The following is a 24,527-nucleotide window of genomic DNA, read 5'->3' as shown; positions in this document are numbered from 1 at the left end:
ATGATGACAACACATAAAGACCGCCGCTATAAAACCGGTGGCGACCCACGCACGCTGGCTGATTTTATTGCCCTGCGTGCGGAAATGAACAAGCTCAGCCACCCGGCGCGGCCGGATATTAACTGGCCGTATGCCGAGCAGCTTGCCCGTGCGCTGCTGGAGCATCACGGCGCGGATCTGCAGACTGTCGCCTGGTATACGCTGGCCCGCGCCAGGCTGGACGGCCTGGCAGGGATCAACGAGGGGCTATCGCTGCTGGAAACGCTGCTGGCCCACCAGGGTAAAAACCTGTGGCCGCAGACGCTCCCGGCCCGCACCGAGATTTTCCGCACCCTGAGCAAGCGGCTGCGGCAGGTGATCCGCACCCTGAACCTCACCCCGGACGATCTTGCGTCGCTTAGCCAGGCTGAGTGTTCGCTGCAAACCTTCGACGCGGTGCTCCAGCGCCTTGAGATCGCGCCTGAAAACCCGCTGAGTGACCTGCGGGCGCTGCTGCGCAGCACGGCAACCCGCTTCGAGAACCTCGACCCTGCGCCAGCGCCTCCCGTCGCGCCGCCGGTGGCGATGTCTGAGGCGGCACTTCCCGACGCTCTGGTCAACGAAGAGGATGCTGCGAAGGCTGAGCCAGCGCCAGAACGACAACGTAGACCAGAGGCTGAGCCGCTGGCTCCGTCTTCACCAGCAAAGCGGCCCGCGCCAGGGATGGCATCGACTCCGGTCGCCGCGGCGCGCTGGAAGCCATTTATCGCCGGAATGGTCACCATGCTGGCGGTGTCGGGCATCGCCGTCGGTGGATGGCTGGCGCTGCGCCAGACCGATTTGCCGCCAACTGTGATGACGCAACAGGCCGGGCCGCTAGCGGACCTCCCGGGGGCATCTCCCCACGCGCCGGTCGATCTGCGCCAGGCGCAGCGCCAGCTTGACGATCTCGCCCAGCTGGCGCCGGACTGGGCGATAAGCTACGGCGACCGGCTGGTCCAGCTGGCCCTGAGCCGCTGGCCGGAACAGGCAAAGCCCCTGGCGCAGCAGTGGCAGCGGCAGCTAAGCGCTGCGGCATTGCCCGCGGAAAACCTCACCGGCTGGGCGGAGGGCATGCGTCAGCTGCAACGGCTCGCCGATCAGCTCAATGCCCTCGACGAGCAGAAGGGGAAGTACCTGACGGTGAGCGAACTGAAAACGGCGGTGTTTGCCATCATTCAGTCGCTTAACCGCGCCGTTCCGCTGGAAGAGCAGCTGCGCGAGCTGGCCGCGCTCCCCGCAGGTGAACCCTGGCCAGCCGCCCGCGGCAGTCTCGCCGAACTGCATCTGCAACAGCTGATCGTGGAGTATGCCCTGCTGAAGCGAAAACAGCCGGCGCCACCGCCCGCTGCGCGACCCGCAACCGGTGGGCCTTCGGTGAGTGAGGCGGTGAAATAAAGTGTGCGCATGGCAACATTTTCTTTACATCATGATTGCAAGAACTCTACGCCCTTCGTAGTCTGAAAATGATTTAAATATACCGTTTAATTTTATATTGAAAATTTTATTTCGACCTCTGAGGGCATGCTATGAAGCACTGTAACATCATCCTGTTAGTTGGCCTTCTGGCCAGTTCCGCTTCGGCATTGGCGGAGAAGATCGGCGTCTCGATGGCTTACTTCGATCAAAACTTTCTCACCATTATTCGTCAGTCCATTGAGAAAGAAGCTCATGCCCGCCAGGTCGAGGTGCAGTTCGAAGACGCCCGCGGCGACACCGGGCGCCAGGCCGATCAGGTGCAGAGCTTCATTGCCTCCGGCGTGGACGCGATCATCGTTGACCCCGTGGACTCCGCCAGCACCCCGCAGCTGACGAAGATGGCGCAGCAGGCCAGGATGCCGCTGGTGTATGTGAACCGGACGCCGGGGGACAAAACGTTACCCCCTGGCGTGGTGTTTGTCGGTTCGGACGAGCGGGAGTCCGGCACATTGCAGATGGAAGCGCTGGCGAAGCTGGCGAACTACAAAGGCAACGTCGCCATCATGATTGGTAATCTCACCGATGCCGGCGCGCTGCAGCGCACCAGGGACGTAGAGCAGGTGGTGGCCAAATATCCGGCGATGAAAGTGGTGCAGAAACAGCCGGCCAACTATTCCCGCAGCGAGGGAATGGATCTGATGCAGAACTGGACAGGCAACGGGGAAGCGATTGATATTGTGGCGGCGAACAACGACGAGATGGCGATTGGCGCGGCGATGGCGCTGGAGAAGAGCCAGAAGAAGCTGCTGATCGGCGGCATCGACGCCACGCCGGATGGGCTGAAAGCGTTGGCCAGCGATAAGATCCAGGTAACGGTTTTCCAGGATGCCGTTGGTCAGGGCAAAACGGCCTTAGCGGTGGCGTTGAAGCTGATTAAAGGAGAAAAAGTCGAGTCCCATGTCTGGATCCCGTTTGAGTTAGTGACCAAAGAAAACATGCAGACCTATGTGGAAAAGAGTCATTAACGGCAAGGCAGAAATGTTCGAGCTTTGCTGATAAAACCGGGCTGAGAATATGACGCCCGGGCAACGAAACCGGAGGAAAAGAGATGGCAACGGCAAAAAGCGGCTATACGCTGCAGGTGATAAAGGCAGGGCAGCAGGGGCATGTTGAAATGAGGTGGGGGCATCTCGCGGAAGTTGATACGCGCGTGGTGGCGGCGACCATCGCGCAGCATATCGGGCGACCCTCGTCTGCGGCGGATCCGCAGGAGATCAGCCTGTCGCTGACCAATGCCGCCAGCGGCATCTCGGTGGAGCTTCATCACCCGACCTCAGGGGAAAGCGCCACCCCGGCTTTTATTGAGGACGAGTTAAAAAAGATTGTGCAGATCGTTGATGGCTACGAGGCGGCAGAAGAGACCCATATCGTGGAGTAGCGCGCCGCCTTGCGCACAGGAAAAAAATCCACGCCGGAGCGTGGATTTTTTATTACTCGATGGCGGCAGAAACGCCAGCCAGCGGGATTAGACGTTGAACAGGAAGTTCATCACATCGCCATCTTTCACGATGTAGTCTTTACCTTCAGCGCGCATTTTACCGGCTTCTTTCGCGCCCTGTTCGCCTTTGTAGGCGATAAAGTCTTCATAAGCGATGGTCTGCGCGCGGATAAAGCCTTTTTCGAAGTCGGTGTGGATCTTACCGGCTGCCTGCGGCGCGGTCGCCCCGACCGGGATGGTCCATGCGCGAACTTCTTTCACCCCAGCGGTGAAGTAGGTCTGCAGGTTCAGCAGGGCGTAGCCAGCGCGGATCACGCGGTTCAGGCCCGGTTCTTCGAGACCCAGCTCAGCCATAAACTCATCACGCTCTTCATCGTCCAGTTCGGCGATGTCCGCTTCAACCGCGGCGCACACCGGCACCACTACAGACCCTTCCTGCTCGGCGATAGCGCGAACCTGATCGAGATATGGGTTGTTCTCGAAACCGTCTTCGTTGACGTTCGCGATGTACATGGTCGGCTTGAGGGTCAGGAAGCTCAGATAGCGGATGGCCTCTTTCTCTTCTTTGGTCAGATCCAGCGCGCGCAGCATACCGGCGTTTTCCAGCTGCGGCAGGCATTTCTCCAGCGCGGCCAGCTCAACTTTCGCGTCTTTATCGCCGCCTTTGGCTTTTTTGGAGACGCGGTGAATCGCGCGCTCGCAGGTATCAAGGTCAGACAGCGCCAGCTCGGTGTTGATAACGTCGATATCTTCCGCCGGGTTCACTTTACCTGCCACGTGAATGATATTGTCGTTTTCAAAGCAGCGAACCACATGGCCGATAGCTTCGGTTTCGCGGATGTTGGTCAGGAACTGGTTACCGAGACCTTCGCCTTTGGACGCGCCTTTCACCAGGCCCGCGATATCAACGAACTCCATGGTGGTCGGCAGGATACGCTGCGGTTTGACGATTTCAGCCAGCTTGTCCAGACGCGGATCGGGCATCGGTACGACACCGGTGTTCGGCTCAATGGTACAGAAGGGGAAGTTGGCCGCTTCAATACCCGCTTTGGTGAGCGCATTGAACAGGGTGGATTTGCCGACGTTGGGCAAACCGACGATACCGCATTTGAATCCCATGATTTAAATCACCTTAATCTTTGGATAATCAATCTGTTATCAGGAACAGATTGCAGAAAATTGAATAGCTTTGCCTATTATACACGGTGCGCGGCAAAAATGCCGCACGACAACGGCTTATTGCGCCTTAAAGGCGTGTAAACGGTTGGTCGCTTTAGTGAGACCATCCTTTAACCAGATTTCCGTACAGCGCGCCGCTTCGTCGACGGCATCATCAATCAGTTTCTGCTCGCTGGCCGGTGGTTTGCCGAGGACAAAGCCGACAACCTTGTTTTTGTCGCCCGGATGGCCGATCCCGACGCGTAAGCGGTGAAAGTTCGGGTTATTGCCGAGCTTGCTGATGATGTCTTTCAGGCCGTTGTGGCCGCCATGGCCGCCGCCAAGCTTAAATTTCGCCACGCCCGGCGGTAAATCCAGCTCATCATGGGCAACCAGAATTTCGTCCGGGTTGATGCGATAAAAGGTCGCCATCGCGGCCACGGCTTTACCGCTAAGGTTCATAAAGGTGGTGGGCACCAGCAGGCGAACATCCTCGCCCGCCAGGTTGATGCGCGAGGTATAGCCGAAGAATTTGCTCTCTTCGCGCAGCGGCGCGCGATGGCGATCCGCCAGTAAATCCACATACCAGGCGCCAGCGTTGTGCCGGGTGGCGGCATATTCCGCACCGGGGTTGGCCAGGCCGACAATCAGTTTAATGGTCACGTTTTCTTTCCTGCATGGGGCATTCTCTGCCGCGTAGTGTACTGTCTGCGGGCGCGCTTGACAAAGTTCTGGCCTCGAGACAATACCAGCATTGATGATTTACTCTCTAAACCATTAGAATTTGATATTGTTCATAGGCTTATTTGTAAATTTTTGTCTATTTGCTGTTCACTAATGTGATCGTGGGCGCACTCCACAGAAGAGACCTTGTCTATACTACACCTATAAGATTTGGGGACATTCCCTGGCAACCCAAAGTCCGGAGGTGACACATGAAACGCAAAAACGCTTCGTTACTCGGTAACGTACTCATGGGGTTAGGGTTGGTGGTGATGGTTGTGGGGGTGGGTTACTCCATTCTGAACCAGCTTCCGCAGCTTAACCTGCCACAATTCTTTGCGCATGGCGCAATCTTAAGCATCTTCGTTGGTGCGGTGCTCTGGCTGGCCGGTGCCCGTATTGGCGGCCACGAGCAGGTCAGCGACCGCTACTGGTGGGTGCGCCACTACGATAAACGCTGCCGTCGTAATCAGCATCGCCACAGCTAACCGTAGCATGATTCCCGCATCGGTCCCTGAAGGCCGATGCGTTTTACTGTGCCTCTCGTTATCTCTTCTTCTTTTTCCCGCCATATGACGACCCCCATTCCGACCTGACCTTCGTGATGCTATGGTTGCCGCCAAAAGTGAATATCAAGCGCGTTTTTCGCTTGACCCTGACGTTACGTCAGGCAGCAGAGTAGCGGACCTGGCCACAGAGAGGAGCAGTCATGTTAATTCAGGTGGGAGAGCTGGCGAAGCGCGCCGGGCTGACGGTGCGTACGCTGCATCATTATGAACAGACGGGGCTGTTAACGCCTTCGGCCAGAAGCGAGGCGGGCTATCGGCTCTATAACCTGTCCGCGGTTCAGCGCCTGCATATGATCAAGGCGCTGGCGCAGACCGGGCTGACGCTCGCCACCATCAAGGACTATCTCGATCGGCGAACGCTGTCGCTGCCCGAACTGCTGACGCAGCAGATAGAGACGCTTAATGACCAACTGCGCGATGTCGGCAGGCTGCGCGACCGGCTGTTGGCGCTGCGCGAGGCGCTGGCGAGCGGCAATGAACCCGATCTGGAGTCCTGGCTACAGACGCTGGAGTTAATGAAAATGTACGATCGTTGGTTTAGTCAACAGGAGTTAGCCGTGCTGCCGTTTGCGGCACAGGATGAACAGCGCGCGCAGGCGTGGCGCGAGCTAACAGAGGAGGTGCAGACGCTGATGGCTAGCGGCTGCCCGACGGACAGTCCGCAGGCGATGAGTCTGGCGACGCGCTGGATGGAGCGCCTGGAGCAGGATACGGCCGGGCGCCCGGAGTTTCTGACCCGCCTGAACGAGATGCATGCCGCCGAGCCGCAAATGGTTGAACAGACCGGCGTCACCCCGGCCATCATTGCCTTTATCACCGAAGCCTTTGCCGAAAGCAAACTGGCCATCTGGGCGCGGTATCTCGACGACGAGGAGATGGCGTTCACCCGCCGGCACTACTTCGACCGGCTACAGGAGTGGCCAGCGCTGGTGGCGAAGCTGCATCAGGCGTGCCGTGAGGGCGTAGCGCCGGATTCGGCGTCGGGTCAGGCGCTGGCCCGGGCGTGGCTTGAGCTGTTTCAGTCCTACGCCGGCACCCGGCCGCAGACGTTGCAGAAGTTTCGTCAGGCAATGGAACAGGAGCCGCATTTGATGAAGGGCACCTGGATGACGCCGGCGGTGCTGAGCTGGCTGCAGCAGGCGACCGGAGCCTTGATGCGGCAGGCGCAGGGGCCTGCCGCCGGGTGATCACAGGTCAGCCAGCGCGGCCTGACGATCGGGGTAGAAGCTCAGGCGTCCGGGCAGCGGCTTGACGCCGGCGCGCGCTAACGTGCGTAGCGGCTGAAATTCGAGGTTAGATACGCGTAATTCACAGCCTTCCGGCAGCTTGTTCACAAAGCGCTGGAAGGCATCCAGACCGCCGGCGTCGAGAACCGGCACCGCGTCCCACTTCAGCACCACGATGCGCTTGCCGGCGATCCGGGTCTCCAGGTCGTTGAATAGACCTTCGGCGGCGGCAAAGAACAGCGGACCGATCACCCGCAGCACCAGCACGTCGTCTGGCACTTCGACGTTGACCGGCGCCAGATGGGTCATGCGCGCGATACGGCGCATAAATAACAGCGAAGCCAGCACAATCCCGACGCTGATGGCGATCACCATATCAAACAGCACCGTCAGCGACATGCACATCAGCATCACCACGATGTCGTCCTTCGGCGCGTGGCGCAGCAGATTGATGACTTTATGCGCCTCGCTCATGTTCCATGCCACCATCAGCAGCAGGGCGGCCATCGCCGACAGCGGCAGCCAGGAGAGCAGCGGGGCGAGGATCAGCAGCGCCATGATCACCAGCAGGGCGTGGATCACGGCGGCGATCGGCGATGTGGCGCCGGCGCGGACGTTCGCCGCCGAGCGGGCAATCGCCGCGGTGGCGGTGATCCCGCCGAAGAACGGCGCAACGATGTTGCCCAGCCCCTGGCCAATCAGCTCGCTGTTGGCTTTATGTTTGGTACCGGTCATGCCGTCGAGCACCACCGCGCACAGCAGAGATTCAATAGCGCCCAGCATCGCCATGGAGAAAGCCGCGGGCAGCAGCGCCTGCAGCGAAGCCCAGCTCAGGGTAAAGTTGGAGCCCGGCATATCCCAGGGCAGTACCAGCTGCGGCAGCAGCTGCGGAATGCCGTTGCCCTGAGTGCCGTCCGCCAGCTGATAGTGGAACTGCGAGCCGATCGTCGCCACATCGCCGCCGAGCAAGTTGACGACCAGCATCACCCCACAGCCGGCCAGCAGCGCCGGGAGGTGGCCCGGCAGACGGATACCCAGCCGTGGCCAGAGGATCAGGGTGCCGAGGGTGACGACGCCGATGGCGGCGTCCCCGACGTTAATGGTCGGCAGGGCCATCGCCAGCGCCGCCACTTTCTGCAGATAATGTTCCGGCACATGGGGCATCTGCAGGCCGAGGAAATCTTTAATCTGCATGGTACCGATGGTGATACCGATCCCGGAGGTGAAGCCGAGGGTGACCGACAGCGGGATATATTCGATCAGGCGGCCAAAGCGCGCCAGGCCGAAAAGCATTAAAAAGATCCCCGACATCAGCGTCGCCACCAGCAGCCCCGCCAGGCCGAACTGCTGGGAAACCGGATAGAGGATCACCACAAAGGCGGCGGTCGGTCCGGAAACGCTAAAGCGCGATCCGCCGGTTAAGGCGATCACAATCCCTGCCACCGCTGAGGTATAGAGGCCGTACTGCGGCGGCACACCGCTGCCAATCGCCAGCGCCATCGCCAGCGGAATCGCAATGATCCCGACGGTGATCCCGGCGATCAGGTCGCGGGTAAAGCGGGCAGTGGTGTACTTTTCTTTCCAGCAAGCGTCGATGAGGGCGCGGAAAGGCATCACATGTGAGGAAAATAATCTGTTCACAATAATGTTTCATCCATGAGCGCATCATCTGTCAACTGAATGGCAGGTGAAGGAGGCATCGGTCATTGCCACATCATCCTTCGGGATGCCTCTGTGTTGGCTGCGTTCATTTATCCCGGTCACGTACTGCCTGTACGCTCCCGGGGATTCATTCACTTGCCGCCTTGACGCATGCCGAATGATTTTGTGGAAGAATTAAAAATTCAGAGACAAAAAAACCCGCCGCAGCGGGTTTTTGTGCTCGGCTCGATTAATGTTCGAACATAGCAGAGATTGATTCTTCATTGCTGATACGGCGAATAGCTTCAGCCAGCATACCGGAGAGCGTCAGAGTACGCACTTTATCCAGCGCTTTAATTTCTGGTGCCAGCGGAATGGTATCGCAGACGACAAATTCATCGATCACAGAGTTTTTAATGTTCTGGATAGCGTTGCCGGAGAAGATCGGGTGCGTCGCGTAGGCGAATACGCGTTTCGCGCCGCGCTCTTTCAGCGCTTCTGCCGCTTTACACAGGGTGCCGCCGGTGTCGATCATATCGTCGACCATCACGCAGTCACGACCCGCGACGTCGCCGATGATATGCATCACCTGGGAGACGTTGGCGCGCGGACGGCGCTTGTCGATGATAGCCATATCGGTATCGTTCAGCAGTTTAGCGATAGCGCGAGCACGAACCACGCCGCCGATGTCCGGAGAAACCACGATCGGGTTGTCCAGGTTCAGCTGCAGCATATCTTCCAGCAGGATTGGGCTGCCGAACACGTTATCAACTGGCACATCGAAGAAGCCCTGGATCTGTTCTGCGTGCAGGTCAACGGTCAGCACGCGGTCAACGCCGACGCTGGACAGGAAATCTGCCACCACTTTCGCGGTGATTGGCACACGAGCAGAACGAACACGACGGTCCTGACGAGCATAACCGAAGTAAGGGATAACGGCGGTGATACGACCTGCCGAAGCACGACGCAGAGCATCAACCATAACAACCAGTTCCATCAGGTTGTCATTGGTGGGAGCACAAGTGGACTGGATGATGAAAATATCACCACCGCGTACGTTTTCATTGATTTGTACGCTGACTTCGCCGTCGCTAAAACGACCTACAGCGGCGTCGCCAAGAGAAGTGTACAGGCGGTTGGCAATACGTTGTGCTAGTTCCGGGGTGGCGTTACCAGCAAAAAGCTTCATATCAGGCACGAGAAGAACCTCAGGCATGCGTCCAGTGGTGGATGAATGGGCCAATAATGTGCGGGCTGGCGCCATTCGATCCAGTCGGTGTATTTAAAGAGCACGATGCAACGTCTGGAACAGGGTGACGTTGTCACCGTAACTCAATTTCCCCGGCTGACTCATGAACGATGCGCCCTCACGGCGCAGGATTCAGAGCAGGGCCTGCTTGAGCGGCGAGAGATTTACTCCGCGCGCCACAAAGCCATTTAGCCATGCCGGGGCAGTGTCCAGCACCTGACGGGCAGCGGATTCGGTGTTAAATTCAGCAAACACACAGGCCCCTGTGCCGGTCAGGCGTGACGGCGCATATTCTAACAGCCAGGAAAGCGCGGCATCAACCTCGCGAAAACGTTTTCTTGCGATAAGCTCGCAATCGTTGCTGAATTCACAATTTAATAACGTATTAATTGACCGGCGCGGGGTATTTCGTGGTAGCTCCGGGTCGCGAAAAATGATCGGCGTCGGAATACTGACGCCCGGGTGGGCCACCAGGTACCATTTTTCCTCAGGCTCCACCGGCGTCAGAATTTCACCTACCCCCTCGGCAAAGGCGGCATGGCCGCGCACGAAGACCGGCACATCGGCCCCCAGCTGCAGGCCAAGGGTCGCCAGCTCATCTTCCGAGAGTCCGCAGCCCCAGAGATGGTTGAGCGCCACCAGCATGGTGGCGGCATTGGACGAGCCGCCCCCCAGACCGCCGCCCATCGGCAGGCGCTTATCGATACTGATATCGGCGCCGCTGCCCGCCGGCAGGCGGCCGCTTTCGCCGGCGGCGCGCATCAGCAGACGCGCGGCGCGAACGATCAGATTCTCTTCGTCCGGCACCCCCGCCACCGGCGTCAGCAGGCGCAGTTCGCCGTCAGCGCGCGGTTCGATGGTCAGCGTATCGCCGTAGTCGAGGAACTGAAACAGCGTCTGCAGGGTGTGGTAACCATCAGCCCGCTGGCCGGTGATATATAAAAACAGATTCAGTTTTGCAGGTGAGGGCCAGCGGCTCATCATTTCACGATCCAGTTATCCATCTTCAGCTTGATGCGCTGGGCGCCATTGTTCAGCTCGACATTAGACGGCAGGGCGGGCTGGGTATCGCTGGTGTAGCCGCCGTAGGTGACGTGCCAGGTTTTGCCGTTTTGCGTGTAGTTCAGTTCACGCAGACGGTACCGATCGTCCAGCGAATAGTCGGTGGCGTCGCCCGGCAGGCCGATGATCCACTGGCGCAGGCTGTTCAGCGGGATCGGCATCCCGGTCAGGCGGCCAATCATCTCTTCGGCATCGGTGGCGGTGTAGGTCTGGCCTTTGTTGTCGATCAACTGCACGCTGCCAGGCTGCGCGGTCAGCGACAGCTCGGTGCTGCCCAGCGGGTTGGTCAACAGCAGGCGAAAGCGGTCCTGGCCGGTCTGCTGCCAGAAGAAGCGGGCATAGACTTTTTGCTCATCGGAGAGATAGGCAAACGCCCCGCGGGTCTGGAACTGGTTGAGGCTGCGAACAGCCTGCTGGTGCTGGCGCCACTGCGGCGAATCCGGGCTTTTGCCAGGCCCCTCGGGGGTATGAACAGAACAAGCGGTCAGGACGAGGCTGGCCAGCGGCAGCAGGCGGAACAGTCGATTCATAATGATGACAAATCCTTGATGTCTACAGTGAAATCCGGCGGCAGGGGAACAGCGGGCCGATTTGTGTAGCAGGTTACATTTATAATCCTTAATGCTAGCGTCGCCGGGCGATAGCGTCTACGTTCAAGTTGTCTGAAATCAAAAAATTAACCTTAATGGCGGTCTTGCTTTGGCTATTACTCCAAAAGGGGAGCCTCTCTTTTATTGATTACGCGCATCCTGTATGATGCACTCAGACTAACCTTAGCAACGCTGGTACTACTCCCTCACAATGACCCTTTTAGCTCTTGGCATCAATCACAAAACAGCTCCGGTCGCCCTGCGAGAACGCGTCACGTTTTCGCCGGAAACGCTCGATAAGGCGCTGGAGAGCTTGCTGGCTCAGCCGATGGTGCAGGGTGGGGTGGTGCTGTCGACCTGCAACCGCACGGAACTCTATCTCAGCGTAGAAGAGCAGGATAACCTGCAGGAAGCGCTGATCCGCTGGCTGTGCGATTACCACGGCCTCAATGAAGAAGACCTGCGTAAAAGCCTCTACTGGCACCAGGATAACGATGCCGTCAGCCATCTGATGCGCGTCGCCAGCGGCCTTGATTCGCTGGTGCTGGGCGAACCGCAGATCCTCGGTCAGGTGAAAAAAGCCTTCGCCGATTCCAGCCGCGGCCATCTTAACGTCAGCGAACTGGAGCGGATGTTCCAGAAATCGTTCTCGGTGGCCAAGCGCGTGCGTACCGAAACCGATATCGGCGCCAGCGCCGTTTCCGTCGCGTTCGCCGCCTGTACACTGGCGCGGCAAATCTTTGAATCCCTGTCGAGCGTGACGGTGCTGCTGGTCGGCGCCGGTGAAACCATCGAACTGGTGGCGCGCCATCTTCGCGAACATCACGTGCGCAAAATGGTGATCGCCAACCGCACTCGTGAACGCGCCCAGGCGCTGGCGGAAGAAGTGGGCGCCGAGGTGATTGCCCTCAGCGAAATCGACGAACGGCTGAAAGAGGCCGACATCATTATCAGCTCCACCGCCAGCCCGCTGCCGATCATCGGCAAAGGCATGGTGGAGCGTGCGCTCAAGGCGCGGCGCAACCAGCCGATGCTGCTGGTGGATATCGCCGTCCCACGCGACGTCGAACCGGAGGTCGGCAAACTGGCTAACGCTTACCTCTACAGCGTCGACGATCTGCAAAACATCATTCAGCATAACCTGGCGCAGCGTAAGGCCGCGGCGGTGCAGGCGGAATCGATCGTCGAGCAGGAGACCAGCGAATTTATGGCCTGGCTGCGCGCGCAGAGCGCCAGCGAGACCATTCGCGAATACCGTTCTCAGTCCGAGCAGGTCCGTGAGGAGCTGACGGCGAAGGCGCTGGCCGCGCTGGAGCAGGGCGGTGATGCCCAGGAAATTATGCAGGATCTGGCGCGTAAGCTCACCAACCGCCTGATCCACGCGCCAACCAAATCACTTCAGCAGGCCGCCCGTGACGGGGACGACGAACGCCTGCATATTCTGCGCAACAGCCTCGGGCTGGAATAGCGCACCTTTCTCTTATTTTCAGGACAGGGTGAATTCACGCCTATGAAGTCTTCTATTGTTGCCAAACTGGAAGCGTTGTACGAGCGCCACGAAGAAGTGCAGGCGCTGCTCGGCGATGCCGCGACGATTGCCGATCAGGATAAATTCCGCGCGCTGTCGCGGGAGTATGCTCAACTAAGCGATGTGGCGCGCTGCTATACCGACTGGCGTCAGGTGCAGGAGGATATTGAAACCGCGCAGATGATGCTCGACGATCCGGAAATGCGCGAAATGGCGCAGGAAGAGCTGCGCGACGCCAAAGATAAAGGCGAACAGCTGGAGCAACAGCTACAGGTCCTGCTCCTGCCGAAAGATCCTGATGACGAGCGTAACGCCTTCGTGGAAGTGCGCGCCGGGACCGGCGGCGACGAAGCGGCGCTGTTTGCCGGCGATCTGTTCCGCATGTACACCCGTTACGCGGAATCGCGCCGCTGGCAGGTGGAGATCCTCAGCGCCAACGAAGGTGAACACGGCGGCTTTAAAGAGGTGATCGCCAAGATCAGCGGCGACGGCGTCTATGGCCGGCTCAAATTTGAATCCGGCGGCCATCGCGTGCAGCGCGTGCCGGCCACCGAGTCGCAGGGGCGTATCCACACCTCCGCCTGTACGGTGGCGGTGATGCCGGAGCTGCCGGAGGCGGAAATGCCGGATATCAACCCGGCGGATCTGCGCATCGATACGTTCCGTTCCTCCGGCGCGGGCGGTCAGCACGTTAACACCACCGACTCGGCGATCCGTATTACCCACCTGCCCACCGGCATCGTGGTGGAGTGTCAGGACGAACGTTCCCAGCATAAAAACAAAGCCAAGGCGCTGTCGGTGCTGGGGGCGCGGATCCGCGCCGCCGAAGTGGCCAAGCGTCAGCAGGCGGAAGCCTCCACGCGCCGCAACCTGCTGGGCAGCGGCGACCGCAGCGATCGCAACCGTACCTACAACTTCCCGCAGGGCCGCGTGACCGACCACCGCATCAACCTGACCCTTTACCGTCTCGATGAGGCGATGGAGGGCAAACTCGACATGCTGATTGAGCCGATTGTCCAGGAACACCAGGCCGATCAGCTGGCGGCGCTGTCCGAGCAGGAATGATGACCTTTCAGGCCTGGCTGCAGCAGGCAATCGCCCGCCTGGCGGAGAGCGACAGTCCGCGACGCGACGCCGAGATCCTGCTAGGACACGTCACCGGTCGGGCGCGCACCTGGATCCTGGCCTTCGGCGAAACGACGCTGTCCGCCGACGAGGCGACGACGCTGGAGGCGCTCCTGCAGCGACGCCAGCGCGGGGAGCCCATCGCCCATCTGGTCGGGCAGCGGGAGTTCTGGTCGCTGCCGCTGTTTGTCTCCCCGGCGACGCTGATCCCCCGCCCGGATACCGAGTGTCTGGTGGAGCAGGCGCTGGCGCGTCTGCCCGTCGCGGCGTGCCGTATTCTCGACCTCGGCACCGGGACCGGCGCCATTGCCCTGGCGCTGGCCAGCGAACGCCCTGACTGTGAAGTGATCGCGGTGGACGTGATGCCGGACGCTGTGGCGCTGGCGTTGCGTAATGCCGCCCATCTGGGCATTGCTAACGTGACGATACGGCAAAGCGACTGGTTCAGTGCGCTGGCCGGGCAGCGCTTCGCCATGATCGTCAGCAATCCCCCCTATATCGACGCTGCAGACCCGCATCTCGCCGAGGGCGATGTGCGCTTTGAGCCGCTAACGGCGCTGGTGGCGGGCGATGAGGGGCTGGCCGATCTGGCGCAGATTATCCGCGAGGGGCGGCAGTATCTGCAGCCCGGCGGCTGGATGCTGCTGGAGCATGGCTGGACCCAGGGCGAAGCGGTGCGCGCGCTGTTCCGCGAAGCGGGCTATCTGGATGTCGCGACCTGTCGCGACTATGGCGACAATGAGCGTCTGACCCTCGGACGTTTACCCGACATGGAGAACGTTGGCTGATGAACTTATTCACGGCTGTCCTCTATCTGCACATCGCCAGCGTGGTGGTGTCGGTAGGATTGTTCGTTTTACGTTACTGGTGGATGTATCACCAGAGCCCGCTGCTGAACCAGCGGTGGATGCGAATTGCGCCGCACTGCAGCGATACGCTGCTGTTTCTCAGCGGTGCGGGATTAATGGCGATAACGCACTACCTGCCGTTCACAGAAGACGGCGCATGGCTGACTGAAAAGCTGTTTGGCGTTATCATTTACATCGCATTAGGTTTTATCGCGCTGGGCCGTCGTCGTCCGCGCAGCCAGCAGAGCCGCTTTATCGCGTTCCTGCTGGCGCTGGTGGTGTTGTTTATCATCATTCAACTCGCCATCACAAGAATACCGATACTGGGGTAGGTCATGGGGTCATTAGCGGATTTCGAATTTAACAAAGCGCCATTGTGTGATGGCATGGTCCTCATTTCTGAACAGGTCCGCGACGATTTTCCGACGCGTTTTGTCGAGGAAGAGCTGCAGCGGCTGCTGCGCCTCGCGCAGGAGGAGATTGCGCCTTCGTGGGACCAGGAACGCCAGATAGAACGCCTGCTGGCGCTGTTTTACGAGGAGTGGGGCTTTGGCGCCTCGCAGGGCGTTTATCGTCTATCCGACGCGCTATGGCTCGATAAAGTGCTGGTCAACCGCCAGGGGAGCGCGGTGTCATTAGGCGCGATCCTACTGTGGATCGCCCAGCGCCTGGGGCTGCCGGTGGTGCCGGTGATCTTCCCGACCCAGATGCTGCTGCGCGCGGACCCGGAAACCAGCGAAGAGATGTGGCTGATTAATCCGTTCAACGGCGAAACCCTCGACGAACATACCCTGGAGGTATGGCTGAAGGGCAACATCGGGCCGGTGGCGGAACTGTTTAATGAAGATCTCGACGAAGCGGATAACGCCGAGGTGATCCGCAAGCTGCTGGACACCCTGAAGTCGGCGCTGATGGAAGAGCGGCAGATGGAGCTGGCCCTGCGCGCCAGCGAAGCGCTGCTGCAGTTTAACCCGGAAGATCCGTATGAGATCCGCGACCGCGGGCTGATATACGCTCAGCTGGATTGCGATCACGTGGCGCTGCTGGACCTGAGCTATTTTGTCGAGCAGTGTCCGGAGGATCCGATCAGCGAGATGATCCGCGCACAAATCAACACGATTTCGCACAAACAAATTACATTGCATTAGTCTGGAACCATTCCGGTTACACCCTGATAAGGCGAATTTATGAAACAAAAAGTGGTTAGCATTGGTGATATCAACGTAGCGAACGACCTGCCGTTCGTGCTGTTCGGCGGGATGAACGTGCTGGAGTCACGCGATCTGGCGATGCGCATCTGCGAACATTACGTCACCGTTACGCAGAAGCTTGGCATCCCCTACGTCTTCAAAGCCTCCTTTGATAAAGCCAACCGTTCCTCCATTCACTCCTATCGTGGGCCGGGTCTGGAAGAAGGGATGAAGATTTTCCAGGAGCTGAAGCAGACCTTTGGCGTGAAAATCATCACCGACGTTCATGAAGCCAGCCAGGCGCAGCCGGTGGCTGACGTCGTGGACGTGATCCAGCTTCCCGCCTTCCTCGCGCGCCAGACTGACCTGGTGGAAGCGATGGCCAAAACCGGAGCGGTGATCAACGTCAAGAAACCGCAGTTCGTTAGCCCGGGCCAGATGGGCAACATCGTCGATAAATTCATCGAAGGTGGTAACGACAAAGTGATCCTCTGCGACCGCGGCGCGAACTTCGGTTACGACAACCTGGTGGTGGATATGCTCGGCTTCGGCGTGATGAAGAAAGCCTCCAACAACTCGCCGGTTATTTTCGATGTCACCCACGCGCTGCAGTGCCGCGACCCGTTTGGCGCTGCCTCCGGCGGTCGCCGCGCGCAGGTAAGCGAGCTGGCCCGCGCCGGTATGGCGGTGGGTATCGCCGGTCTGTTTATCGAAGCGCATCCGGATCCGGACCACGCGAAATGCGACGGCCCGTCCGCGCTGCCGCTGGATAAACTGGAGCCGTTCCTCAAGCAGATGAAAGCGATTGACGATCTGGTGAAAAGCTTCGACGAGCTGGATACCAGCAAGTAAGCCTGACCGCATCACTGAAAAAGCCTGCCGGCGTCAAAACCGGCAGGCTTTTTTTTTCGCCCGGACTCCGCCGGACGGGAAAGCGGGGTCAGGCGAAAATGGTCATCAGGTAGGCGGCGAACAGCGCCAGATGGGCCGCGCCGTTCAGCACATTGGTGCGTCCGGTGGAGAAGGAGATATGGCACAGCACCAGCGAGGCGACCATCACCACCATCTCCGGCGCGCCAAGGCCAAAGCGCAGCTCATTGCCGGTCAGGAAGGCGATGAGGGTGACCACCGGGACCGTCAGCGAGATGGTGGCCAGCACGGAGCCGAAGAACAGGTTCATCGCCCGCTGTACCTGATTGTTGAGCACCGCTTTGAGCGCGCCAAGGCCTTCCGGCGACAGGATCAGCAAGGCCACGAGGAAGCCGGTGAAGGCCACCGGGGCATTCATGCTGGTCAACAGCGTTTCTAACGGGTTGGCGTTCATTTTAGTGACGGCGATCACCGCCACCAGGTGCACCAGCAGCCAGGCGGTATGCCACCCGCTGCTGTGGGCGGACGGTTTACCGTGGTGCGGGTCGTCATCATCGCCGTCGTCTTCATGCTCATAAACAAACAGACTCTGATGGGTTTTGGTCTGAATAAGCAGGAAAACGCCGTACATGGCCGCCGAAATCACCGCCACCAGCAGCGATTGCCCGGTGCTGAAGTTCGCGCCCGGCAGCGCCATGGGAAACACCAGCACGATAATCGCCAGCGGAAACAGGGCGATAAGGTACTGCTTAATGCCGAACAGATTCATATATTGGGTGGCGAATTTACGCCCGCCCAGCAGCAGGGAGAAACCGACCAGACCGCCGGTGACGATCATAATGATGGAGTAGAGCGTATCACGCATCAGGGTCGGCGCGGCGTCGCCGGTGGCCATCAACGCGGAGATCAGACTGACCTCAAGGATAACCACCGACAGGCTGAGAATCAGGGAGCCGTAGGGTTCGCCCAGGCGGTGGGCGAGGACGTCGGCGTGGCGGACCACGCTGAAGGCGCTGCTTAAAATACCGACCAGCGCGAGGATATTAATCGCGATAACCACTGGCAGTGACTGGCTGCTGCCCCAGAAAAACAGCACTGCCAGCGCCAGCACCGGAAAGACGAGGGAAGACTCCTTATGGCGGGTTTTTACCGCCTCATGTGCATGGGTCATGAACCATCTCCATTTATGCAGGTGTTATAATTATAAAAACGCAGGGCGATAAAGTAACAGATTTTGCTAAATTTCTGCTGTATTTTTACTTAAGTTTACGGGTATCGAGAGATATCTTGATTAGTTTATTATAATTTGCGATTACGCTATTTTTATACTTACTATTCAGATAATTACTAAAATTCATTTTTAACTCATCATCGGCTTGATAGCCTGCCGCCTGCGTTCCAGACTTAAATTTTATGCTCAAACAGGAGGTCATTATGCCCTATAACAGTAAACAAGAGCTCCCCGACAGCGTTCAGCATGTTCTGCCTGCCCATGCGCAGGAAATTTATAAAGAAGCGTTTAACAGCGCCTGGGATCAATATAAAGATAAAGACGAGCGGCGCGATGACGCCAGCCGTGAAGAGACGGCGCACAAAGTCGCCTGGGCGGCGGTGAAGAATAGTTACGAGAAAGGCGATGACGATAAGTGGCATAAGAAAAAATAATTGCTGACGCCGCTTTTATGCTTGCCAGCGCCCCGCTGATTGCTTATTGAAAGATAAAGCTGGATAATATTTCAGCAATATTGACGGATGCATGAGACGAACGCCGGGAAGCGGGCAGTGGCGGAGGTAGTAAACAGTGTTAACTCGTGATTTCTTGATGAATGCGGATTGTAAGACAGCGTTTGGCGCTATTGAGGAATCGCTACTCTGGTCGGCAGAACAACGCGCAGCCTCGCTGGCGGCGACGCTGGCCTGCCGCCCGGATGATGGCTCAGTATGGATCTTTGGCTACGGTTCGCTTATCTGGAACCCGGCGCTCAATTATCGCGAGTCCTGCACTGGCACGCTGCCGGGCTGGCACCGCGCGTTTTGCCTGCGGTTGACCGCCGGGCGCGGGAGCGCCTGCCAGCCGGGACGTATGCTGGCCCTGAAAGAGGGCGGTCGAACCACCGGCGTCGCTTATCGTCTGCCGGACGACACGCTGGAAGAAGAGCTGACGCTGCTGTGGAAACGGGAGATGATTACCGGTTGCTATCTGCCCACCTGGTGCAAGCTGGAGCTGGACGACGGGCGGACGGTAAATGCGCTGGTGTTTATTATGGATCCGCGTCATCCGCTGTTTGAGCCGGATACCAGCGCCCAGGTCATTGCTCCGCTGATCGCCCGGGCCAGCGGGCCGCTCGGCACCAACGCCCAGTACCTGTTTTCGCTGGAGCAGGCGTTGAGTAAGCTCGGGATGCACGACGCCAGCCTTGATGATCTGGTGGCCAGCGTCCGCGCGCTGTTGGGCGACAGCCCGACGCCGGGCCTGGCCTGAGCGCGAGGAAAAGAAAAACGCCCGGCATGGCCGGGCGTATGTTAAGGCAGTGACTGTCAGGCCGGAACGTAGCTGATGGAGTGCTCCAGTGACTGGCTGTGACTGTCGATAAGCACGTTCCAGGTGCCGCTGTAGGGCACCGTCAGATAGGCGCTGTCCCGATCCTGCACGCTCAGAATATCCGCATGGCTGTCGCCAGGAACCTTCGCGCTCATCAGATGAATATGGCAGCGCTCTGAGCACCGCACCACCAGCGTGTCACCGCCAAACAACGTCAAACTTGCTTTTACCATCGCCATTTTTGTACCCCGTTTCTGTCCCGCTACAGCATCCTGCCCACCCAGTCCTCGCGTGATATTGTTCACACTTTGCTCTGTGCATCACACCAAACGGCGCGGGTCGGGATGCTGATTTTGATCAAAAAAAAGGATAAAGATTAAACAAAAATGACGTTGTTCCTGAAAGCATTCAGCTAACGTTTTTTTCACCTCTTCAGGCGGCGAAACCTGATATTTCCTCCCGTTCGGCGGCGCAGATTTAGAAGGTCAGCACTTTATCTGCCGCCAGGGTCCACTGGGCCAGCTCAACGAGAGTGCCAACCTCCACCCCATCAACCAGCGGCAGTGCGCTGACCCCGCGGCCGTCCGCACAGGTCTTGCACAGCTTCACGGGAACCTGCTGGGCGGTGAGGATCTCCAGCATCTGCTGCACATTATACCCTTCCGCCGGCTTCTGCCCGCGCAGCCCGGCGGTGACGGCGTCGGACATCAAAAACAGCTTGAGATCGAGGTCGGACTGCTGTTCGCGCAGGGCAATGGCCAGGCGCAGGCTGTTGAACAGGGATTCACTGCCGTAGGCGGCGCCGTTGGCGATAATCACAATACGTTGCATACAAACTCCTTCTTAAAGGCACGGTTATTGCTTTACCGCAGTATAAAGCGTTAACCCGGAGGAGGGGTATGAATAATACGACTGGTCACGCGGACGAGGCGACGGCCTGGCTGCAGCTGGCGCGCCGCCTGCAAAAACAACAGCTTCAGCAACTTTCCCGGCTGGGCGAGCTGGCAAGTCAGCTCAGCGCGCTGGTGCATATGCTGCAGTGCGAGCGCGGGGCGTCGAATATTTTTCTTTGCTCGGGCGGTCAGCTGTACGCGGCGGAGTGTCGGGCGGGTGGGGCGCTGGTTGATGAGCGGCTGGCCTTGTTCTATGCCGCCCTCGAACGGGCGCGCGCGGTCGCCGGTAGCGCGCTGTGCTGGCGCATCGCCCGGGCGGTCGGCGATCTGGCGCAGCTCCCGGCGCTGCGTGAGCAGGTCAGCCGCCGGCAGGTCGCCGCTGAAGCCGCGACGGAGCAGTTCAGCCGTATTATCCGCCATCTGCTGAATATCGTCCCGCAGCTCAATGACAGCATTGACGACCCGTCGGTAGCCGGGCGTATGGTCGCCCTGTACAGCTTTATGCAGGGAAAAGAGCTGGTGGGCCAGGAGCGCGCGCTGGGAGCATTGGGCTTTACCCGCGGCGAGTTCAGCGACAGCCTGCGCCAGCAGCTGGTGGACCGTATTGATGGTCAGCAGCCCTGCTTTGACAGCTTCCAGGCGCTGGGCAGTCCGGCGACGGTCCAGCTGTTTACGACCGAGTGCCAGGCCGGTCTGGACATCGAGCAACTGCGGCGGATCGCCTGCACCCGCCAGCCGGCGGCGGACGGCGGGGAAACGGCGCTGCGCTGGTTCGGCCTGCAAACCCAGCGGCTTGAGCAACTGCGCGAAGTGGAAGAGCAACTGATCGACGATCTGCTGGACGCCACCGACGCGCTGTTAGAAGACGACGCGCCTGGCTGGCTGGCCGGGGAGGAGAGCGACAGCGTGACGCCGCGGCTGGATAAACAGCTGCTGCCGCTGGTGCGCCAGCAGGCCTATGAGCTGCAGCAGCTCTCCAGCCAGCTGGCTTCGCTGAAAGACGCGCTCGAGGAACGCAAGCTGATCGAAAAAGCGAAAAGCCTGCTGATGACCCACCAGGGGATGCCGGAGGAGCAGGCCTGGCAGACGCTGCGCAAGATGGCCATGGACAAGAATCAGCGGATGGTTGAGATAGCTCGCGCGCTGCTGATGGTGAAGGCGATCTGGCCATTAACCCCAAAGGAGTAGATGCACAATCGATGGGCATTCGCTGCCTGTCGGCGGTGCACTTTTGCCTGACAAACCGACCAGAGCGAAAGGAAAAGCCCGCCAGCGCGCCATAGCCAAAGCTGGCATCCCCTTTGCATTAGCATTAGTGAGTGAATAAAAGTCCGGGCGACGAACCAATGGCGGTTCGGGTGTCCGTGGATAAAGGCGTCCTGCAGTGCATATGCACTGTCGGGCGCTTTTTTTTGCGCGTGTGGAGCGGATATGAGCGATAAGTTTTCAATTTCACGGCGGCGCTTGCTGCAGGCAGGGGCCGCGCTGGGCGGCGCGATGCTGCTGCCGGGCGTGATGCAGGCCGCATGGGCCGGCGGCTCGGACAGACCGGAGCAAACCACCGTGCGGGTAGGGTTTATTCCGCTGACCGACTGTGCGCCGCTGGCCATCGCCGCGGCGAAGGGGTTTGACAAAAAATATGGAATTACCCTGGCGCCGAGTAAGGAGGCCAGCTGGGCGGCGGTGCGCGACAAGCTGGTGGCCGGTGAACTGGACGCGGCGCATATTCTCTATGGCCTGCTGTACGGTCTTGAACTGGGGATCGCCAGCAAGCCGCAGGCGATGGCTAATCTGATGACCCTCAACCGCAATGGTCAGGCCATCACTCTCTCCAGCGAACTGCAGGAGAAAGGGGTGACCGACCTCGGCGGACTGAAACGGCTGATCGACCGCAGCGCGCCGGGCAGCTACACCTTCGCCCATACCTTTCCCACCGGCACCCATGCCATGTGGCTTTACTACTGGCTGGCGAGCGCCGGCATCGATCCCTTTAACGATGTGCGCACCGTCGTGGTGCCGCCGCCGCAGATGGTGATGAACATGCGCATCGGCAATATGAGCGGCTTTTGCGTCGGCGAGCCGTGGAACGCCCGCGCCATTAACGACCGTATCGGCTTCACCGCGGCCACTTCCCAGGATATCTGGCCTGAGCATCCTGAAAAGGTGCTGGGCGCCCGTCGCGACTGGGTGGAACGCCACCCGAACACCGCCCGCGCGCTGGTGGCGGCCCTGATGGAGGCGCAGCGCTGGATCGCCGCCTCGGCGGAGAACACCCGGGAGACGGCCCGCCTGCTCGCCAGACGCGGCTGGCTCAATACCAAAGAGCAGTACCTCACCGGCCGGATGCTTGGGGAGTATGACAACGGCCTCGGCCGCCGCTGGCAGGATGCCCATCCGATGCGTTTTTACGCCGAGGGAGAGGTGAGCTTTCCCTGGCTGTCGGACGGAATGTGGTTCCTCACCCAGTTTCGTCGCTGGGGGCTGCTGAAGCAGGCTCCGGATTACCTCGCGGTGGCGTCGCGCCTTAACCGCATCGACGTCTGGCAGGCGGCCGCCCAGGCGGTCGGCGGGATCAGTACACCGGCGGCCACGATGCGCAGCAGCACACTGATGGACGGTACGGTCTGGAACGGGTCTGACCCGGAAGGCTACGCCCGCCATTTCGCTATTCAACGTAAGGGGGCATGAGATGAAGCAGGCACAACGTAAGCAACCGGTCGTCAGCGTGGAGAACGCGCCTGGCGAAGTCATTATCCTGCCGCCGGTGCAGGTCCGGCGCACCACGCCGACCGTCACGCGCTGGCTGCGTGAACTCACCCAACGCCTGCTGCCCCCGCTGCTGGGGCTGGGGGTGCTGCTGCTGGCCTGGCAGCTGGCGGCGATGCACAGCAAAGGCTTTCCCACCCCGCTGAGCACGCTGGACTCGGCGCTGACGCTGTTCGCCGATCCGTTCTATCAGGACGGGCCGAATGACATGGGGATCGGCTGGAACGTGTTGGCCTCCCTGCAGCGCGTGGCGGTGGGCTTCGGCCTGGCGGCGCTGGCGGGCATTCCGCTGGGGTTTTTGATCGGCCGCTCGCTGTTCTTCTCCCGCATGTTTAATCCGCTGATTGCTCTGCTGCGCCCGGTCAGCCCGCTGGCCTGGCTGCCGATTGGCCTGCTGCTGTTCCAGAAGGCGGAGCCAGCCTCCAGCTGGACCATTTTTATCTGCTCCATCTGGCCGATGGTGATCAACACCGCGGAAGGCGTGCGGCGGATCCCGCAGGACTATCTCAACGTCGCCCGCGTCCTCCAGCTCTCAGAGTGGACGGTGATGCGCAAAATTCTCTTTCCGGCGGTGCTGCCGGCGGTGCTCACCGGCGTGCGCCTCTCCATCGGCATCGCCTGGCTGGTGATCGTGGCGGCGGAAATGCTCACCGGCGGGCTGGGGATCGGCTTCTGGATCTGGAACGAGTGGAACAACCTCAATGTGGAAAACATTATCATCGCCATCGTCATTATCGGCGTCGTCGGCCTGCTGCTGGAGCAGGGCCTGATGCTGCTCGCCCGCCGCTTTAGCTGGCAGGAAAAATAAGGAGCCAACATGAAACCATTAATTCAGGTGCAGGCCGTCAGCCAGCGCTTCAACACCGCCAGCGGCGAGTTTCTGGCGCTGCAGAATGTCTCCTTCGATATCGTCGAAGGGGAGACCATTAGCCTGATTGGCCACTCGGGGTGCGGAAAATCGACCCTGCTGAATCTGATCGCCGGGATCACGACCCCTACCGAGGGCGGACTGCTGTGCGATAACCGGGAAATCGCCGGGCCCGGGCCGGAGCGGGCGGTGGTTTTCCAGAACCACTCGCTGCTGCCGTGGCTGAGCTGTTTCGACAATGTGGCGCTGGCGGTGGATCAGGTGTTTCGTCGCACCATGAGCAAGCATGAGCGTCGGGAGTGGATTGAACACAACCTCGCGCGCGTGCAGATGAGTCATGCGCTGCATAAACGGCCCGGGGAGATCTCCGGCGGCATGAAGCAGCGGGTGGGTATCGCCCGGGCGCTGGCGATGAAGCCGAAAGTGCTGTTGCTTGATGAGCCCTTCGGCGCCCTGGACGCGCTGACCCGCGCTCACCTTCAGGACACGGTGATGCATATCCAGCAGGAGCTCAATACCACCATCGTCATGATCACCCACGACGTTGATGAAGCGGTGCTGCTCTCCGACCGGGTGCTGATGATGACCAACGGCCCGGCGGCGACGGTCGGCGAGATCCTCGCGGTCGATCTGCCGCGTCCGCGGCATCGCGTTCAGCTGGCGGACGACAGCCGGTACCACCATCTGCGCCAGCAGATCCTCCATTTCCTGTATGAAAAACAGCCTAAAGCGGCATAAGGAGGC

The 24,527-nt window shown here is 59.8% G+C and carries 26 protein-coding genes; 17 read left to right on the top strand and 9 right to left on the bottom strand.

Translation table 11 applies throughout. From position 1 onward, the window contains the following. The 3 genes from QLG03_RS00930 to QLG03_RS00920 all read left to right on the top strand — a co-directional run bounded on the left by QLG03_RS00930 (nucleotide 1) and on the right by QLG03_RS00920 (nucleotide 2,875). Nucleotides 1–1,416, top strand: coding sequence for a VasL domain-containing protein (locus tag QLG03_RS00930; protein WP_282473553.1), 1,416 nt, complete (start codon nucleotides 1–3; stop codon nucleotides 1,414–1,416). A gap of 131 nt (nucleotides 1,417–1,547) precedes the next feature. Beyond that, nucleotides 1,548–2,462: a sugar ABC transporter substrate-binding protein gene (locus QLG03_RS00925; protein ID WP_032453309.1), complete on the top strand. Its 915-nt coding sequence runs from the start codon at nucleotides 1,548–1,550 to the stop codon at nucleotides 2,460–2,462. An 83-nt stretch (nucleotides 2,463–2,545) separates the two neighbouring features. Continuing rightward, on the top strand, nucleotides 2,546–2,875 hold the full coding sequence (locus QLG03_RS00920; protein WP_050533290.1) for a DUF1869 domain-containing protein: 330 nt from the start codon (nucleotides 2,546–2,548) through the stop codon (nucleotides 2,873–2,875). Between the two features lie 87 nt (nucleotides 2,876–2,962). On the opposite strand, the gene ychF is transcribed toward QLG03_RS00920, so the two are convergent. Both ychF and pth read right to left on the bottom strand, forming a co-directional pair. After that, entirely contained in the window at nucleotides 2,963–4,054 is a 1,092-nt protein-coding gene (gene ychF, locus QLG03_RS00915; RefSeq protein ID WP_002910443.1) for a redox-regulated ATPase YchF, read from the bottom strand. 117 nt (nucleotides 4,055–4,171) lie between these two features. After that, entirely contained in the window at nucleotides 4,172–4,756 is a 585-nt protein-coding gene (gene pth, locus QLG03_RS00910; protein ID WP_004180389.1) for an aminoacyl-tRNA hydrolase, read from the bottom strand. Between the two features lie 272 nt (nucleotides 4,757–5,028). On the opposite strand from pth, the gene ychH reads away from it, so the two are divergent. After that, nucleotides 5,029–5,304 (top strand): stress-induced protein YchH, encoded by a 276-nt coding sequence (gene ychH / locus QLG03_RS00905; protein WP_002910437.1) that lies wholly within the window; start codon nucleotides 5,029–5,031, stop codon nucleotides 5,302–5,304. A 221-nt stretch (nucleotides 5,305–5,525) separates the two neighbouring features. Next, complete coding sequence (locus tag QLG03_RS00900; RefSeq protein ID WP_048297769.1) at nucleotides 5,526–6,572, top strand: MerR family transcriptional regulator; 1,047 nt, start codon at nucleotides 5,526–5,528, stop codon at nucleotides 6,570–6,572. On the opposite strand, the gene dauA is transcribed toward QLG03_RS00900, so the two are convergent. The 4 genes from dauA to lolB form a co-directional block, all read right to left on the bottom strand. Further along, nucleotides 6,573–8,252, bottom strand: coding sequence for a C4-dicarboxylic acid transporter DauA (gene dauA / locus QLG03_RS00895; RefSeq protein ID WP_064157472.1), 1,680 nt, complete (start codon nucleotides 8,250–8,252; stop codon nucleotides 6,573–6,575). It lies immediately after the preceding gene. A gap of 250 nt (nucleotides 8,253–8,502) precedes the next feature. Beyond that, on the bottom strand, nucleotides 8,503–9,450 hold the full coding sequence (prs, locus tag QLG03_RS00890) for a ribose-phosphate diphosphokinase (RefSeq protein ID WP_002910407.1): 948 nt from the start codon (nucleotides 9,448–9,450) through the stop codon (nucleotides 8,503–8,505). Between the two features lie 183 nt (nucleotides 9,451–9,633). Beyond that, nucleotides 9,634–10,482, bottom strand: coding sequence for a 4-(cytidine 5'-diphospho)-2-C-methyl-D-erythritol kinase (gene ispE / locus QLG03_RS00885; RefSeq protein ID WP_255988032.1), 849 nt, complete (start codon nucleotides 10,480–10,482; stop codon nucleotides 9,634–9,636). Then, nucleotides 10,482–11,093, bottom strand: coding sequence for a lipoprotein insertase outer membrane protein LolB (gene lolB, locus QLG03_RS00880; RefSeq protein ID WP_255987876.1), 612 nt, complete (start codon nucleotides 11,091–11,093; stop codon nucleotides 10,482–10,484). Before lolB ends, ispE begins: the two co-directional genes overlap by 1 nt. A gap of 271 nt (nucleotides 11,094–11,364) precedes the next feature. On the opposite strand from lolB, the gene hemA reads away from it, so the two are divergent. Genes hemA through kdsA form a run of 6 tightly spaced genes read left to right on the top strand, consistent with a single transcriptional unit; the run spans nucleotide 11,365 to nucleotide 16,696 of the window. Further along, complete coding sequence (hemA, locus tag QLG03_RS00875; protein ID WP_255987875.1) at nucleotides 11,365–12,621, top strand: glutamyl-tRNA reductase; 1,257 nt, start codon at nucleotides 11,365–11,367, stop codon at nucleotides 12,619–12,621. A gap of 42 nt (nucleotides 12,622–12,663) precedes the next feature. Next, nucleotides 12,664–13,746: a peptide chain release factor 1 gene (gene prfA, locus QLG03_RS00870; protein ID WP_004203214.1), complete on the top strand. Its 1,083-nt coding sequence runs from the start codon at nucleotides 12,664–12,666 to the stop codon at nucleotides 13,744–13,746. Further along, nucleotides 13,746–14,594, top strand: a complete 849-nt coding sequence (gene prmC, locus QLG03_RS00865) for a peptide chain release factor N(5)-glutamine methyltransferase (protein ID WP_135718982.1) — start codon at nucleotides 13,746–13,748, stop codon at nucleotides 14,592–14,594. The genes prfA and prmC overlap by 1 nt, the downstream gene beginning before the upstream one ends. Beyond that, the gene (gene sirB2, locus QLG03_RS00860) at nucleotides 14,594–14,986 is read left to right on the top strand and encodes an invasion regulator SirB2 (RefSeq protein ID WP_255987874.1); all 393 of its coding nucleotides are present in this window, start codon (nucleotides 14,594–14,596) and stop codon (nucleotides 14,984–14,986) included. Before prmC ends, sirB2 begins: the two co-directional genes overlap by 1 nt. A 3-nt stretch (nucleotides 14,987–14,989) precedes the next feature. Continuing rightward, nucleotides 14,990–15,802, top strand: a complete 813-nt coding sequence (gene sirB1, locus QLG03_RS00855) for an invasion regulator SirB1 (protein WP_017899847.1) — start codon at nucleotides 14,990–14,992, stop codon at nucleotides 15,800–15,802. Nucleotides 15,803–15,841: 39 nt separating this feature from the next. Further along, nucleotides 15,842–16,696: a 3-deoxy-8-phosphooctulonate synthase gene (gene kdsA / locus QLG03_RS00850; protein WP_002910393.1), complete on the top strand. Its 855-nt coding sequence runs from the start codon at nucleotides 15,842–15,844 to the stop codon at nucleotides 16,694–16,696. An 88-nt stretch (nucleotides 16,697–16,784) separates the two neighbouring features. Here kdsA and chaA read toward each other — a convergent pair whose 3' ends face one another. After that, a complete protein-coding gene (gene chaA, locus QLG03_RS00845; protein ID WP_004203207.1) occupies nucleotides 16,785–17,885 on the bottom strand; it encodes a sodium-potassium/proton antiporter ChaA in 1,101 nt (366 codons plus the stop codon). 263 nt (nucleotides 17,886–18,148) lie between these two features. Here chaA and chaB point away from each other — a divergent pair, with 263 nt between their 5' ends. Further along, nucleotides 18,149–18,379, top strand: a complete 231-nt coding sequence (chaB, locus tag QLG03_RS00840) for a putative cation transport regulator ChaB (protein ID WP_023290145.1) — start codon at nucleotides 18,149–18,151, stop codon at nucleotides 18,377–18,379. Between the two features lie 136 nt (nucleotides 18,380–18,515). Further along, entirely contained in the window at nucleotides 18,516–19,196 is a 681-nt protein-coding gene (locus QLG03_RS00835; protein WP_023290144.1) for a gamma-glutamylcyclotransferase, read from the top strand. 56 nt (nucleotides 19,197–19,252) lie between these two features. On the opposite strand, the gene QLG03_RS00830 is transcribed toward QLG03_RS00835, so the two are convergent. Continuing rightward, entirely contained in the window at nucleotides 19,253–19,495 is a 243-nt protein-coding gene (locus QLG03_RS00830; RefSeq protein ID WP_002910387.1) for a DUF1883 domain-containing protein, read from the bottom strand. 238 nt (nucleotides 19,496–19,733) lie between these two features. Next, nucleotides 19,734–20,087 (bottom strand): DsrE/DsrF/TusD sulfur relay family protein, encoded by a 354-nt coding sequence (locus QLG03_RS00825; RefSeq protein WP_002910380.1) that lies wholly within the window; start codon nucleotides 20,085–20,087, stop codon nucleotides 19,734–19,736. Nucleotides 20,088–20,155: 68 nt separating this feature from the next. Between QLG03_RS00825 and nasR the strand changes: the two genes are divergently transcribed. From nasR to QLG03_RS00805, 4 genes are all read left to right on the top strand, one after another. Beyond that, nucleotides 20,156–21,337, top strand: a complete 1,182-nt coding sequence (gene nasR / locus QLG03_RS00820) for a nitrate regulatory protein NasR (RefSeq protein WP_048297764.1) — start codon at nucleotides 20,156–20,158, stop codon at nucleotides 21,335–21,337. Nucleotides 21,338–21,580: 243 nt separating this feature from the next. Beyond that, nucleotides 21,581–22,837, top strand: coding sequence for a CmpA/NrtA family ABC transporter substrate-binding protein (locus QLG03_RS00815; protein ID WP_032453296.1), 1,257 nt, complete (start codon nucleotides 21,581–21,583; stop codon nucleotides 22,835–22,837). Nucleotide 22,838: 1 nt separating this feature from the next. Beyond that, nucleotides 22,839–23,723: a nitrate ABC transporter permease gene (gene ntrB, locus QLG03_RS00810; RefSeq protein ID WP_087824107.1), complete on the top strand. Its 885-nt coding sequence runs from the start codon at nucleotides 22,839–22,841 to the stop codon at nucleotides 23,721–23,723. A gap of 9 nt (nucleotides 23,724–23,732) precedes the next feature. Continuing rightward, nucleotides 23,733–24,521: an ABC transporter ATP-binding protein gene (locus tag QLG03_RS00805; protein ID WP_023290140.1), complete on the top strand. Its 789-nt coding sequence runs from the start codon at nucleotides 23,733–23,735 to the stop codon at nucleotides 24,519–24,521. The last annotated feature ends 6 nt before the right edge of the window (nucleotides 24,522–24,527 follow it).

Origin of the sequence: Klebsiella sp. V115_8 (assembly GCF_029967715.1) — a bacterium.
GTDB classification, from domain to species: domain Bacteria; phylum Pseudomonadota; class Gammaproteobacteria; order Enterobacterales; family Enterobacteriaceae; genus Klebsiella; species Klebsiella quasipneumoniae.
The sequence above is the reverse complement of the archived record's forward strand: the minus strand, read 5'-3'. Positions and strand labels throughout refer to the sequence as shown.